The 12,666-nt window shown below is 58.7% G+C and carries 10 protein-coding genes; 1 reads left to right on the top strand and 9 read right to left on the bottom strand.

All coding sequences use genetic code 11. The annotated features are described in order from the left end of the window. Positions 1-130: 130 nt before the first annotated feature. From prpC to MRS74_RS07485, 4 genes are all read right to left on the bottom strand, one after another. A complete protein-coding gene (gene prpC, locus MRS74_RS07500) occupies positions 131-1,264 on the bottom strand; it encodes a bifunctional 2-methylcitrate synthase/citrate synthase (RefSeq protein ID WP_254579657.1) in 1,134 nt (377 codons plus the stop codon). 107 nt (positions 1,265-1,371) lie between these two features. Continuing rightward, the gene (prpB, locus tag MRS74_RS07495; RefSeq protein WP_254579656.1) at positions 1,372-2,265 is read right to left on the bottom strand and encodes a methylisocitrate lyase; all 894 of its coding nucleotides are present in this window, start codon (positions 2,263-2,265) and stop codon (positions 1,372-1,374) included. A gap of 125 nt (positions 2,266-2,390) precedes the next feature. Beyond that, entirely contained in the window at positions 2,391-3,071 is a 681-nt protein-coding gene (locus MRS74_RS07490) for a GntR family transcriptional regulator (protein WP_254579655.1), read from the bottom strand. A 179-nt stretch (positions 3,072-3,250) separates the two neighbouring features. Further along, positions 3,251-4,129 (bottom strand): alpha/beta fold hydrolase, encoded by an 879-nt coding sequence (locus MRS74_RS07485; protein ID WP_254579654.1) that lies wholly within the window; start codon positions 4,127-4,129, stop codon positions 3,251-3,253. A 541-nt stretch (positions 4,130-4,670) separates the two neighbouring features. Here MRS74_RS07485 and pabB point away from each other — a divergent pair. After that, a complete protein-coding gene (gene pabB, locus MRS74_RS07480) occupies positions 4,671-6,056 on the top strand; it encodes an aminodeoxychorismate synthase component I (RefSeq protein ID WP_254579653.1) in 1,386 nt (461 codons plus the stop codon). A 42-nt stretch (positions 6,057-6,098) separates the two neighbouring features. On the opposite strand, the gene MRS74_RS07475 is transcribed toward pabB, so the two are convergent. The 5 genes from MRS74_RS07475 to rluC all read right to left on the bottom strand — a co-directional run bounded on the left by MRS74_RS07475 (position 6,099) and on the right by rluC (position 12,256). Continuing rightward, on the bottom strand, positions 6,099-8,003 hold the full coding sequence (locus tag MRS74_RS07475) for a S8 family serine peptidase (RefSeq protein ID WP_254579652.1): 1,905 nt from the start codon (positions 8,001-8,003) through the stop codon (positions 6,099-6,101). A 322-nt stretch (positions 8,004-8,325) separates the two neighbouring features. Then, positions 8,326-8,943, bottom strand: coding sequence for a bifunctional phosphoserine phosphatase/homoserine phosphotransferase ThrH (gene thrH / locus MRS74_RS07470; protein WP_254579651.1), 618 nt, complete (start codon positions 8,941-8,943; stop codon positions 8,326-8,328). Between the two features lie 128 nt (positions 8,944-9,071). After that, positions 9,072-10,046 (bottom strand): HTH-type transcriptional regulator CysB, encoded by a 975-nt coding sequence (gene cysB, locus MRS74_RS07465; RefSeq protein WP_254579650.1) that lies wholly within the window; start codon positions 10,044-10,046, stop codon positions 9,072-9,074. A 115-nt stretch (positions 10,047-10,161) separates the two neighbouring features. Continuing rightward, complete coding sequence (locus MRS74_RS07460; RefSeq protein ID WP_254579649.1) at positions 10,162-11,262, bottom strand: coiled-coil domain-containing protein; 1,101 nt, start codon at positions 11,260-11,262, stop codon at positions 10,162-10,164. Continuing rightward, the gene (gene rluC, locus MRS74_RS07455; protein ID WP_254579648.1) at positions 11,255-12,256 is read right to left on the bottom strand and encodes a 23S rRNA pseudouridine(955/2504/2580) synthase RluC; all 1,002 of its coding nucleotides are present in this window, start codon (positions 12,254-12,256) and stop codon (positions 11,255-11,257) included. The genes MRS74_RS07460 and rluC overlap by 8 nt, the downstream gene beginning before the upstream one ends. Between the last annotated feature and the right edge of the window lie 410 nt (positions 12,257-12,666).

The following is a 12,666-nucleotide window of genomic DNA, read 5'->3' as shown; positions in this document are numbered from 1 at the left end:
GGCGCCGGAACTCCATCGAGTGGCGCCCAGCCAGGTATGGCCGACATCACCCCCTCAGGGATTATCGCCGGCGGCTGTCTGGCTGAGCGTAAAAGTGAACGGGCCGCTCGCAGTACGAGCGCCCAGGGCATCAGACGCGATCTTCGATCGCAATCCAGTCCGCGTGATCAGGACCCGTATAATCGGCGCTGGGGCGGATAATGCGGTTATTGGCACGCTGCTCGATAATGTGGGCGGTCCAGCCGCTGACGCGGGAACAGACAAAGATCGGCGTAAACAGCTTGGTCGGGATGCCCATGAAGTGGTAAGCCGAGGCATGGAAGAAGTCGGCGTTGCAGAACAGCTTCTTCTCGCGCCACATCACGGCCTCGCAACGCTCGGAAACCGGATACAGCACCGTATCGTCCACCTCGTCCGCCAGCAGCTTGGACCATTTCTTGATCAGGGCATTGCGCGGGTCGGACTCGCGGTAGATCGCATGACCGAAGCCCATGATCTTTTCCTTACGTTCCAGTTTGCCCATTATTTCGCGCTCGGCTTCGTCCGCCGAAGCCCAGTTCTCGATCATTTCCATGGCCGCCTCGTTGGCACCGCCATGCAGCGGACCGCGCAGCGTGCCGATGGCAGCCGTGACGCTGGAATGGATGTCGGATAGCGTGGAGGCACAGACACGGGCCGCAAAGGTCGAGGCATTGAATTCGTGCTCGGCATAGAGGATCAGCGACACGTTCATCACACGCTCGTGCAACTCGTTCGGCTTTTCGCCCCGCAGCAAGGTCAGAAAATGACCACCGATGGAGTCGACTTCGGGCGCGTCCGTTTCAATGCGCACGCCCTCGTGACTGTAGCGGTACCAGTAGCAGATGATCGACGGGAAGCAGCCCAGCATGCGGTCGATATGATCATGCTGTTCGTCAAAGCTGTGCTCCGTTTCCAGGTTGCCCAGCATCGAGCAGCCGGTACGCATTACATCCATCGGATGGGCATCTGCCGGAATCTGCTCCAGCACGGTTTTCAGCGCCTGGGGCAGACCCCGATAGCCCTTGAGCCGGGTGATGTAAGCGTCAAGTTCAGCGCGGGTCGGCAACTTGCCATACAGCAGCAGGTACGCGACCTCTTCAAACTGCGCCTTGTCGGCAAGCTCGCTAATATCATAGCCACGGTAGGTCAGGCCGGCACCGGACTGGCCCACGGTGCAGAGCGCAGTTGCGCCGGCAGACTGACCACGAAGACCGGCGCCGCTCAGTTGTTTTGCTTCAGCCATCCTGTCTCTCCTTATTCTTAGGGCATGCACCGTGGCGCAGCCCGGGTACTTGAATTGAATCCGTTACGCCGTGAGCGGACCGCAGTGCCACTCGCCCGGCGTCACTGTTACTTGTTCTTGCCTTCGGCGAAGAGCGCATCGAGCTTCTGTTCGAAATCGTGATAGTTCAGGAAGTCGTACAGCTCCATGCGGGTCTGCATGCTGTCAACAACGGCGCGCTGGTCGCCATCGTGCAGCAGATGCTCGAACACATTCAGTGCTGCCTTGTTGGCCGCCCGGAAGGCGGACAGCGGGTACAGCACCATGCTGGCACCGTTTTCGGCCAGCTCCTGCTTGTTGAACAGCGGCGTGGCGCCAAATTCGGTGATATTGGCCAGCAGGTGGGCGCCATTAATCCCATCGGTAAAGGCGCGGTAGTCTTCCAGCGTATGCACCGCTTCGGCGAAAATGCCATCGGCACCCGCTTCCAGACAGGCCTGGGCGCGCTCAACCGCCGCATTCAGACCATCCTGCTGGAAGGCATCGGTACGGGCAATAAGGAAGAAATCGTCGTCGGTACGGGCATCCACCGCCGCCTTGACGCGATCCACCATTTCTTCCAGCGATACAATTTCCTTGTTGGGTCGATGACCGCAGCGCTTTTGCGCCACCTGATCTTCGATATGCACCGCTGCTGCGCCGCCCTTGATCATTTCCCGCACGGTGCGGGCAATGTTGAAAGCGCCACCCCAGCCCGTATCGATATCCACCAGCAGCGGCGTTTCCACCGCGTTGGTGATGCGGCGCACATCTTCCAGCACGTCATTCATGGAGGTCATGCCAAGGTCCGGCAGACCGTAGGACGCATTCGCTACGCCGCCACCGGAGAGGTAAATGGCCTGATGCCCGACACGGGTGGCCATCATGGCGTGGTAAGCATTGATGGTACCAACGATCTGCAACGGCTTGTTCTCAGCCAGTGCCTTGCGAAAGCGTCCGCCCGCGGTAAGTTTGTCAGCCATGTTTTTCTCCCAGATTCTGGTTCAGGTAATCCCGCTTGTGTGCGATATTGAGGTACCGCGACACCCTGAGCTACGGTTTGTTGTCAGACATTGGCCGGCGAAAATGCCGGCCTGCGGCAAGCTTGTCAGCCATGATGTTCCCCCAGTGTTGAATTCACTGATTCGAGTTTGTTTTCAATATTGCGACGTGCCGCACTGATGTGTCGACGCATCAGCAATTCCGCCAGCTCGGGATCCCGCGCATCAATCGCATCCACGATCTGGCGGTGTTCCTTGAGCGCCCTTTTGGGACGCGAACTGGAGACACTGAACTGATAGCGGTACATGCGTACCAGGTGGTAAAGATCGCTGCCGAGAATCTCCAGCAACTTGGCGTTCTTGCTGCCCTGAACGATTCGGAAATGGAAATCCAGATCGCCTTCCTTCTGGAAATAGGCGCGGCCTTCGAGTTCTTCCACCGAACGCTCATGCGCATCCAGCAGGTCTCGCAAGCCCTGAATTTCGGCTTCGGTCATGAACTCGGCGGCCAGCCGACACGCCATGCCTTCAAGGGCTTCGCGCACCCGGTAGATCTCGACCAGCTCATTGGCCGACAGCTTCACCACCCGGGCACCGATATGTGGCTTGCGCTCGATCAGGCGCAGACCTTCGAGACGCCGCATGGCTTCACGCAATGGCCCACGACTGATGCCGTAAACGCGGGCCAGTTCCGGCTCGCTGATCTTGTAACCCGGCGGCATCTCACCCTTGACGATCGCGGTGACAATTTCATCACAGACGCGATCCGCCAGTGTTCGGGTTTCCATTTGAATTGACCGTACAATCGTTTTGTCTGTCATAGGGACTCAAGAACTGAAGACTGTCGACAATGTTTAAGTAACGCCACCATAACGCCGCTTAAAACAGAGGTCAACAGTCATATTGATATAATGTGTCAACACTATAGGTATATATACCTATTAAAACCTACCCCCTGCGCCAGGATTCACACCGAAGTGTCAGCAGATTCCAGATAGCGCAGCAGCTCGGCTTCCATGATCGTGGCGATCTGGCGCGGCTTCTGGAACGGCAGCGAATGATCGGTGCCGGCCACCAGAAAGTAGTGCCAGTTGGGCAGGCGCTCAGCCAGATGCCGGTGATACTGGTGCATGGGATCGACGCTGCGCCCACCGATAAAACTGCTGACATCGCCCTGGGCGGCTACAATCTCGTCACGGCTCACCTCATTGATCGCCCGGGTAACGGCATTGAGCGCATTGGCAAACCCCAGCGGGCGCGCCGCCAGCCGGGACACCATCATCCGCTCGGCTTCAGGCTTGATCTTGCGATCGGGTGAAATCGCATCGAGAAACTGGGTGATACCCTGCGCAGCGTCGCTGCCACTGAGGTGCCCCACCACATGGCTGTAGCGCTGGCGCAACGCCACAGTGCTGTTCCAGTCCGGCCGATCCAGAATGGCTGACTCAAGCAGATACTGTTTCCCTACCCGCAGCGAATGCCGTTGCTTGAACAACATGGCCACCAACCCGCCCAGGGAGTAACCCCCGAGGTCAAACATCTGCCAGCCCAGGTGATCCACCAAAGCCTCCAGATCCGCCACCAGTTCCTGAATGACATAGGGATGCTCCTGGCCGTCGGGGCTATGGGTATCCCCCATCCCCCGCTGATCGGGCACCAGTATCCAGCGCCACTGCTGCGTGAAGGCGGTCAGCGCGTGCCAGGTATCAAGCCCGGCCACACCGGCACCGTGCAACAGCACCAGCTGGCGGTCGGATACTGCCGCCTCGTTGTGATAGAGCCTATAGCTCAGGTGCTGGTCCGCCAGCTTCAGGCAGTGCCTATTCACAGAAAAAGGGTGACGCATACAAGGATCCTTGATTAAGCACAGAGAGCGCGGCGCGACAGCGAGGCGCCCGTTTAGGTAAAGTGTCGACACTTCGAGTGCGGTGGACAATTATAGCGCCCTCATCTGATTGCGCAGCCTTATATAAGCTTGCGGTACACAGACGCAGGACAGTACCTGCACGAACTGCATTACCAGACTGACCAGAGACCGCTTCCCCGCAGGCTCCTAGTGTACTGCTTCGCTCTTAGAGGCGCTTTTAGCGAGTCGCCAGGAGGTTGGCCGCACGGCGCATTTTCGAAGGCATAGTGGGCCTATTTCGAGGAAATGCAACACAGTGGACGGCCTCCTGGCGGCTCGCCCGCAGGGAGCTCGCCAATTCGCGCCCTGCTGCGTTGCCGCTCTTGGCAAGAGCCCCACTATTACCAGCGAACGGCGCCTTGCCGGACACGAATTGGCGGGCTCTATAAGCACCCATTAGGGCGAAGCAGTACACTAGTGCATTGCCCCTGCGCCGCGGGTAGAATTGCGGCTTTCTTACCAGCAGGCAGACTCCAGGCACGTGATCAGTCGTACAGCGTTAGACTACCGCGAAGACAGCAGCTCCCTGTTCGAGGCCATTCGCGACCTTGGCAGCCCTGTATGGCTGGACAGCGGCCGCCCGCTCAGCCGGTACGGCCGTTACGACATCATTACAGCGGCGCCGGATTTTCTGGTGCGCTTCAATCGCGGCAATCTGCAGCTGATCCGCAACGGTGTCTGTGAAACCCTGCAAGGCTCCCCCTTCGATGCCCTGAGACAGTTACTGGCCAGACACCCGGCCCCCGAACCCCAGGACGACCTGCCGTTCTGCGGCGGCCTCATCGGCCATCTGGGATACGACCTGGGGCGGGCGCTGGAACAGTTGCCGGCACTGGCGGGCGATGATATCGCCTTCCCTGAAATGCGCATGGGCTTTTACAGTTGGGCCATCGTAGTGGATCACCATCGGGCGCGGAGCGAACTGATCGCCCACCCGAGCTGCGCGTCGCAGCAGCTGCAGGCGATACTGCAGCGCCTGCAGCGTCCAGCCCAACCCGTCGCGACACCTGAATTCAGGCTGCGCACGGGCTTTCACAATGACCTGCCCCCCCAGCAGTACAATCAGGCGCTGGCACGCATTGACGACTATATAAAGGAAGGCGACTGCTACCAGGTCAACTTCACCCAGCGCTTCAGCTCCACCTTTGACGGCGATCCCTGGCGGGCCTATCAGATGCTGCGCCGGGCCGCCCCCACACCCTATTCGGCCTACCTGGAAAGTGACGATGGCGCCGTGCTGTCGCTGTCACCCGAACAGTTTCTGTGCACCGACCAGCGCCTGGTGACGACCAAGCCCATCAAGGGTACGCGGCCACGAGGCAACAACAGAGAGACAGACGCACAGCTGAAGCAGGAGCTACGCGAGTCAGACAAGGACCGGGCCGAAAACCTGATGATTGTGGACCTGATGCGCAACGACCTGAGCAAGGTCTGCGCACTGGGGTCGGTGAAGGTACCGCGACTGTTTACCGTCGAAAGTTACGCCAATGTGCACCACCTGGTCACCACGGTGACTGGCACACTGGCCGAGCAGCAACAGCCGCTGGATCTGCTGGAACACTGTTTTCCCGGCGGCTCGATCACCGGCGCACCAAAAATCCGCGCCATGGAAATCATCGACGAACTGGAACCGCAGCGTCGCAACATCTACTGTGGCTCCATCGGCTATATCAGCCTGTGCGGGCGCATGGATACCAGCATCACCATTCGCACCCTGCTGTGCGAACAGGACCGTATCTTCTGCTGGGCCGGCGGCGGCATAGTGGCGGACTCGATTACAGAACAGGAATACGCAGAGACCTACAACAAGGTCAACAACCTGCTGAAGACACTTGAAGCGACCTGTAACGCAAACGCCGGCCACTGAGTGCCGGCGTTTCGCCGCCTGGTCTGTCAATCCTGTCGGGTACTATTTGGCGGGTTTGCCGCCCTTGCCACCACCCGGACCACCGCCGCCACTGCCACCTCCACTGTCACTGACAGCAATATCGCCCGAATAGCCGCTCCAGTCCGAAAGGACATCACCGTTCTTGGCGATAACGCGGTAGCGGTAAAGTCCACTGGATACATGATCAGTTAAAGTCAGTGTCATGCCAGCGTCTAAAATATCAACTGCCGTCGTTTTGCCATTTTTCGGATGTATCGAATCTCGCTCGACATCGAAGCCCGTCACATTGGTCAGGCTGTGCGACCAGGTTAGCTCAACCGACTGATCACCGCTGTCATCCACAATTAGCGCTACCGGCGCTGACGGAGCTTGCGGAACCTCCGGCTCCGGGGGTGGTGGCGGAGGTGGCGGTTCCACACTTGCTGTCAAGGCGCCATGAAGATTGAGCCGACCATTCGCCGACCAGGCAAGCATGTTTTGACCCAGAGCTCCGGCCGTATCCGCGCCGGATTCAAGACGATCACGCACCACCTGATTACAGGGCGTAGCACCGTCGGCATCGGTACAGCTGCCTGGATCGGCCAGGCTCCCGGCGAAGAGATGCCCCCAGACCACGGCCGCCGCACCGGCGACATGGGGACTGGCCATAGAGGTACCGGAATACCAGTCGAGACAAACATCGCTGTCTGGATCGAACTCGAGCCCGAGAAGCCATGCGTAGAAGACACAGAATTCATTAGGCACAGTGGAAATAATGTTCTCTCCAGGCGCCATCAGGGACACCCAGTTACTGCCAAAGCTGGAGAAATCCGGAACGTTGTCGTCATGATCGGTCGCCCCGACGGCGATCACCTGCGGGTAGGCGGCGGGATAGATCTGTGTGTTGGCCCCCTCGTTACCGGCAGCCGCCACCAGCACCACGCCCGCATCCCAGGCATTGGCGACCGCATCGGCTTCCGCCTGCGAATAGCCGCCATAGCTGACCGGATCGCCATTTACATCAAATTCGTCACTGGCGTAGCTCATGTTGATGACGTGATAATCGTGATCGGCGGCATACTGGATTGCTTCCGCTGATGCCGATACCGGGCAGACCCCGATGATTTCGTAATAGATATCCCCCAGCTCCGGATACGGATAATAGTAATACTGGTAGCAGGTTTTCAGGCTTCCGACCGAGCTGTTCCAGCCGACACCGGCAATGCCGATACCATTGTTCGTCGTTGCAGCCGCTATACCCGCAACGTGAGTACCGTGCCCGAGATAGTCGAGCAGATCCTCTTCCCCGCCGACAAAGTTCACCTGTTCGATGCACTTCCCGGCAGTAAACTCCAGACTGCCCGAGGGATTACCCGCGTCCCGGCAGTCGATACCCGTATCGAGGATGCCGATCTTGACACTGGACGAACCGGTGGAAATATCCCAGGCCTGTGGTGCATCGATATCCGCATCGGAAGAGCCGCTGACCTCGACAATACCGAGCACCGGGTCGGGAATCGCATGGAGCTGGCCGGTATTGTTGAGCGCCCACTGGTCGGAAAAATGATCGTTGCCGGTACCGTCGGGCGGCAGCGGATCGGTACCCTCATTGGGTTCAATCAGGATACGATTATAATCCGGTTCGGCATAAAGCACGTTCGGGTTACGCTGATAGACGGCTACCCGATCCAGCACGGTTCCGGCGGGAACCTGCAAAACATGGACGCCCAGCCCCGGTATCGTGCGCAGGAAATGATCCCCCTGCGGCAGCGCCTGCAACTGGGCGGCAACAGTCCCCGGCTTGAGCTTGACCAGAATGCGATCCGTCGCATAGCGCGGCGGCGGCGATGAATGAATGTTGCCGGGACCCTGCAGTGGACCTGCCTGAGCATCGACAACCGGGAAACATATAACAAGAAAAACAAGAATGGACATCAGATGGCGCATGGCGCTTTCCTCCGCCCCGCCACTGGCGCGCCGGAGCGCGACCGGTCAGCCCCACATCCGGCAGGGCATCAGGCAAGGCTGCTTTCGCTGCCACCCGCAACCGGCAGTGACCGAAACCAACCCCCCGCAGCGTACAGCCATCCTCCCTGACTTTCAGCCACCACAAGGAATTCCACGTTGGAGTACGGCAAAACCTCCGGACCAGCACCCATAAATCGGATAGGCGGCACGCTATAGGTCCCGAATTCGTGCTGGCCCGATAAAGTCTAGCTCAATGCGCTGTACCCGCAGGCAAAAGATTCATGTCCAGAACCGGAGGGACTTACAGGCTCAGCGTGCGCTGGCTGGCGCGGATAAATTCCTGCTTGAGGTCCGCAAAGGTCTGTACCGCCGGAAACTGTGGAAATTCGGCGATAACATTGGCAGGGGCATGAAACAGAATACCGGCCTCGGCCTGGGACAGCATGGTGGTGTCGTTGTAGGAATCACCGGCGGCGATCACGCGATAGTTGAGCAGCTGGAACGCCCGCACCGACTGGCGCTTGGGGTCCCGCTGGCGCAGCTTGTAGCCGGTGATACGCCCCGCCTCGTCGCTCTCTAGCTTGTGACACAGCAGTGTCGGATACCCAAGCTGCTGCATCAGGGGGGCCGCGAATTCATAAAAGGTATCGGACAGTATCACCACCTGAAAACGCTCGCGCAGCCAGTCGATAAACTCCCTGGCGCCCTCCAGGGGCTTGAGGCGGCTGATCGTCTGCTGGATTTGCGGCAGCGTCAGGCCGTGCTCATCGAGAATGCGCAGGCGTTGCTGCATCAGTACATCGTAATCAGGGATATCCCGGGTGGTGGCTTTTAGGGCATCGATGCCCGTTTCTTCTGCGAATGCGATCCAGATTTCCGGGACCAGTACACCTTCCAGATCAAGACAGGCCAGCTCCACATCAGTCTCCTTGCGTAATTAACGGGCAAAATGTTGCCGGTCAATCTACCTCCTGCCACCCAGGCACGCAAGCCGCGCCAAAGACAGCAGCCTCCCTCTCCCGGACGAGACTGCCCTGCAGTTCAGGTTCAAAGCTCTGGCAGAACCTGGCCTGCAAAGATGGCGTCGATTTCGGCCCGACTGGAACAGGCCTGCACCTGGCGGACCACGTCCTCGGTGAGGTGGGGGGCGAACTTCTGGATAAAGTAGTACATGTAGCCACGCAGGAAGGTGCCCTTGCGAAAGCCGATGCGCGTCGTCGAGGCCTCAAACAGATGACTGGCATCCAGTGCCACCAGGTCGCTGTCGATATCCGGCTCGTACGCCATGGTGGCGATAATGCCGACTCCGAGCTTGAGCCGCACATAGGTCTTGATCACATCGGAATCGACCGCGGTAAAAATCACCTTGGGAGTCAGTCCTTCGCGCACAAAGGCATCATCAAGCTTGGAGCGCCCGGTAAAGCCAAAGACATAGGTCACCAGCGGATAGGCCGCCAGCTCCTTGAGCGTCAGCTTCGAGCCCTGACACAGCGGATGATCCCTGGGTACCACCACCGAGCGGTTCCAGCGATAGCAGGGCATCATGATCAGATCACTGAAATGAGACATGGCTTCGGTGGCAATCGCAAAGTCCACCGTGCCATCGGCGGCCATCTCCGAAATCTGCATCGGAGTACCCTGATGCATATGCAGGGATACGTCAGGATAGCTCTTGATAAACTGGGTGATCGACCAGGGCAAGGCATAGCGCGCCTGGGTGTGGGTGGTGGCAACGGCAAGGCTGCCCTTGCGCTCATCGCTGAACTCCTGCGCCACCTGCTTGATGCTTTCGACTTTTTGCAGAATTTCGCCAGCCACCGCCAGGATGGCCTCGCCGGCGGTGGTGACCCGGGTCAGATGCTTGCCACTGCGGGCAAAAACCTCAACACCGAGTTCATCCTCCAGCAAACGGATCTGTTTGCTGATACCGGGCTGAGACGTAAAAAGGCTCTGCGCGGTCGCAGACACGTTGAGGTCATGCTTGGCAACCTCACAGATATAACGCAATTGCTGAAGTTTCATTGGCCGGCCTGACCTCGCATCCTGGCTGTTAACATATCGCCACTCATTCAAAAAAAGCAGAGACTTATAACAGTATAGAATAAGATAGTCAGCGCCCCAACCGCAGACGCCCGCCTTAAAGGCGGGCTGTCATCCGCTTAAGCTCTTCATCCTGGGTTATCAGGCGCTTTTCCTGCGCAACCACCTTGGCATTGGCCCTAAGCAACTCTTCCTCGCGAGCCTGCACCTGCGCCCGCAACGCATTTTCCCGCCGCGCTGCCTCACTGGAGGCGCTGGCATTTCGTTGTACCTGCTGCTTGAGGTCGCCTTCAAGCTCCTTGACCTTGTCATCCAGCCGCTTGCTGCGATTGACTTCAGACAGCAGGCTGGCGTTAACCTTGGATAGCTCGCGCTGCTGCACGGCAATCTCCTGCTGCACCGACTTGAGCTCATCCTCCAGGCTGCGAATGCTGGTCTGCAACGTCTCTATCCGGCTGTCCTTCTTGGCCAGCTGCGCCTGCAGGTCGCTGATGTCCCGCCCCAGCACAGATTCCTTCTTGCCGAACTCGTCGCGCAGCTTTTCCTGCACGGAACGGTAATGCTTTACGTCCGCCTCGCTCTTGGCCAGGGCTTCAAGGTTGTGACGCTGCTCGTCCTTGATGCGCAGATCAAAGCTGCGTTTGGCATCCTCATAGGTCTTGTGCAGGTGCTCAAGCTCCTGCTCCAGGTGCATGCGCTGGGCTTCTTCCTTGGCAAAGCGCGCCGCCTCGGACGTCAGGCTGTTCCTCAAGTGGGCAGTTTCGGCTTCCGCAGCCTTGCTGGCACTGACGGCCTTTTCAAGCTTCAGTGTCTGTTCACGGTAGCGTGTTTCCAGCTCCTGATAGTGATCATGGGACTGCTTGAGCGCATCTTCCGACACACGCCGCTCAGCCTCAGCACCGTATTCAGCATGACGCTTCACCAGCGTTACCGCAGAAGACGCTTCCTGTACCGCCTGCTGCCAGACACGGGAAAACGCTGTCGCCAGGCTATCGGGCACTTCCGGAATAGGCGTCACCGCGGCATCCAGCCCCACACGCTCAGACAACATTTGCCACCACAACACCATACAGGGCTCGATCTCTGCAGCCTCGATCTCAAGCTGCCGCTCGATCAGTGCCGCCGTCGGCGACTGACCACTGAGCAGCAACTGATCTGCGGCCCGGAACACCTGCTGTTTCAATTCTTCGTTACTCATTAGATCCTTCCTGGACGTGCACACCATCAGACCCGGTTTCCTCCAGCCTGGCCAGGCCTTCGAGCAGTTGCGGCTCCAGCGGAGCCTCTACTCGCAGACGTTCGCCATTGGGCAGTGTCAGACGCAACTGCGCCGCATGCAGGAACAGCCGGCGAATACCAAGTGTTTTCATCTCACGATTAAGCTCATCTACACCATACTTCTCGTCGCCGATGATCGGATGACCGGCAAACTGTGCGTGCACCCTGATCTGGTGCGTGCGCCCGGTAACCGGCTGCGCCTCGACCAGCGTCGCCGTCATGCCAAAGCGACGCAATACCCGGAACAGCGTGATCGACGGTTTGCCCTCGGGCTGCACCCTGACGATACGCTCGCCGGACTTGAGTTCATTCTTGTTCAGCGGCGCATCAACCTGATGCGTGCGTGTCGACCAGCGACCCACCACCAGCGCCTGATAGATTTTGGTGATCCGGCCCTTCTGACGCAAGCCCTCATGCAGAAACTTCAGCATAGAGCGTTTCTTGGCCACCATAATGCAGCCCGACGTATCCCGATCCAGCCGATGCACCAGCTCAAGGAAACGCTGTTCAGGCCGGATCTGGCGCAGGGCCTCGATCAGACCAAGGCTCACACCGCTGCCGCCGTGCACGGCCAGCCCCGAAGGCTTGTTGATAATGATCAGATCCTTGTCTTCATACAGCACCGCCGCCTCGAGCACGTCGGCGAGACCCTGCTTGACCGGCACATCTTCACGCGGTGCGGACACCCGGATCGGTGGAATTCTGACCAGATCACCGGGCTTAACCCGGTAATCCGGCTTTACCCGTTTCTTGTTGACGCGCAACTCGCCCTTGCGAACGATGCGATAGATCATACTTTTAGGGACACCCTTAAGTGCCGTGCGTAGAAAATTGTCGATCCGCTGACCGTCCTGATCTTCCGTCACTTCAACAAACTGGACACTGACCGGCGCGGCCGCAATATTTTTTGACATATTAATAGGATAGAGCGCTCTGATTGATGCCTGTAGGGATAGCTGATATATTCTACCGCTGCCGTGTGCGGTTGGCTCTTAGAGAATGCAAATTTATCGAACCGCCTGACCCTCCCCACGATATTTCTGGCGATGCGATGGGCGCAGAAGCCCGGGCACCGGCAAAAAGACCAATTCGACAACAGTTTTCAGGAATGCACTCCAGCCACCGGTCCTGAGCGGCCCGGTTGCAGGTGAAGATGTACATCAGCCCAGAACCTGCCCCAAACGGCAGTAACAAGCAAAGAACTTAGAACTATATTGGCTGGCGTTTCCTCCACCGACGATACGAGTCTACACATTGCCAGGCGGCACTATCAGCCCCCGGCCGCGTCACACTGACCGCGTCACAAGACCGGGCCGTACCATCA

Source organism: Marinobacterium sedimentorum (genome assembly GCF_024267675.1).
GTDB lineage: Bacteria > Pseudomonadota > Gammaproteobacteria > Pseudomonadales > Balneatricaceae > Marinobacterium_A > Marinobacterium_A sedimentorum.
Note: the sequence above shows the minus strand (reverse complement) of the source record. Positions and strands in the feature narration are given on the sequence as shown.